This window comes from Actinosynnema sp. NPDC059335 (genome assembly GCF_042752395.1).
Classification (GTDB): domain Bacteria; phylum Actinomycetota; class Actinomycetes; order Mycobacteriales; family Pseudonocardiaceae; genus Actinosynnema.
Genome location: NZ_JBHYXZ010000071.1, coordinates 1 through 1774 on the forward strand (window position 1 = coordinate 1; position 1774 = coordinate 1774).

The 1774-nt window shown below is 71.4% G+C and carries 2 protein-coding genes; both read right to left on the reverse strand.

The genetic code is table 11. The features are described 5' to 3' along the window. Positions 1-487: 487 nt before the first annotated feature. Complete coding sequence (locus ACFXGA_RS22140; RefSeq protein ID WP_378090709.1) at positions 488-1057, reverse strand: GNAT family N-acetyltransferase; 570 nt, start codon at positions 1055-1057, stop codon at positions 488-490. After that, positions 1054-1554, reverse strand: a complete 501-nt coding sequence (locus ACFXGA_RS22145; protein ID WP_378090710.1) for a YbaK/EbsC family protein — start codon at positions 1552-1554, stop codon at positions 1054-1056. Before ACFXGA_RS22145 ends, ACFXGA_RS22140 begins: the two co-directional genes overlap by 4 nt. Between the last annotated feature and the right edge of the window lie 220 nt (positions 1555-1774).

Consider the following 1774-nt stretch of genomic DNA (forward strand, 5'->3'; position numbering starts at 1 on the left):
TTCCGGCCCATCGTGGCTGTGGGCACCGTCGGTGCCCCCTTGACACGCGCGGTTGGGCGTTGCCAGGTCGGCGGGATGACACGGCCCCCTCCTTTGGGATGAAGAGCCCTCGCACGACAAAGCGGCTCACCGGCCCCGTTATGCGGTGCGTGCGGGCCTTTCTCCGCAAAGGGAGGGCTTCGTGTCATCCCGCCGACCTGGCGCAGCCCTACCGCACGTGTCAAGGGGGCGTTGTGCAGGTTTTGCCTGGTCGTGTGCCGATGTCGCCCCCTTGACGCGTGTGGTAGCCCTTCGGGAGGTCGGTGGGATGACACGAAACCCGGACCCACAACCCAACAGGGGGATCCGGGCGGGGTTGTCCATCCTGCTGATCTGCCCGTCCGGCGAGGACGCTTTTCACGCTTGTGAGCTTGAAGGCTCGACCCGCGCGAACCGCTGACGGCATTCGATCGGCGGGCATTCAGCCGATCTACGGCGTTCAGTCGATCTACGACGTCCAGTCGACCGGCAGCGTGCGGCCCAGGACGGCGAACGGGCGGGGGTCGCCGGTGAACTGGTAGTGCCGCAGCACGTCCACGAACCCCATCCGCCGGTACAGCCGCCACGCCTTGCTCGGCCCTTCGGGCGTGGACAGCAGCACCCGCGCGCTGGGCACGCCCTCCAGGAGGTTGCGCAACAGCAGCTCACCGACCCCGCGCCCCTGCGCACGGGGCAGGACGTGCAGCTCGGTCAGCTCGAAGTAGTCGCGCATCCACTCCTCGACCGCCTTCGGCCCGGACACCATCGTCAGGCCGTGCCGCACCTGCTCGTGCCACCACTGGCCGACCGAGCCGCGGTAGCCGTAGCCGATGCCGATCAGCTCGTCCTGCTCGCCGAGCGCGACCACGCACCGCCACCCGTCGCGCAGCATGTGCGCCAACCACATCGGCGCGCGCTGCTCGGCCGTGCCGGGCGGGTAGTCCATCGCGCTCACGTAGAGCGCCAGCGCCTCGTCCAAGCGCGCGCTCAGCTCGGGCGCGGACATCGTGACGATCCGCTGCGACGGCGCGGCGGTCACCGGGCGACCTCGGCGGGCGTGCCACCGGTCAGGGAGAGCAGGCCCGCGTAGGTCGTCGGGTAGACCGCGTGCGGGTGCCCGGCGGCGGCCCAGACCACGTCGTACCGCTCCAGCGCCACGTCCACGATCGTCGGGATGGGCGCGGGGTGCCCCACCGGGGAGACGCCGCCGATGACCTGGCCGGTGTGCTCGCGCACGAACGCGGGCGTGGCCCGTTCGATCGAGTCGGCGCCGGCCAGCGCGGCGAGCTTGTCCGTGTCGGCCCGGTGCGCCCCGGAGGTGAGCACGAGCAGGGGTGTGGCGACGCCGTCGCGGACCGCGGCGAAGACCAGGCTGTTGGCGATCGCGCCGACCTCCACGCCCACGGCCTCGGCCGCCGCGGCGGCGGTGCGGACGGCGTCGGCCAACACGCGGATCCCGTTCGCCGCGTCGTGGTGGCCCGCCTCGGACAGGGCGGCGGCCACCTTGCGGATGCCGGGGTGGTCGAGTGCGCTCACCCGTTCATGAGACCACGGGCGGTCGGGTTGAGGACTGCCGGGCCGGCAGGATAGGCTGGTCTGGCTCGAACGTCTGTTCGAGCAATGCCTTGGTGGTGGGGCGGGGGGAGCGCCCCCCCACCAAGTGCCGCCGTCTCCCCGCGGCGGGCGGCGCGGTCCCCACGCCGGTGTCTTATAAACAACTGACGCTGCCGCCGATATTTGTGGGGTAGATATCGGG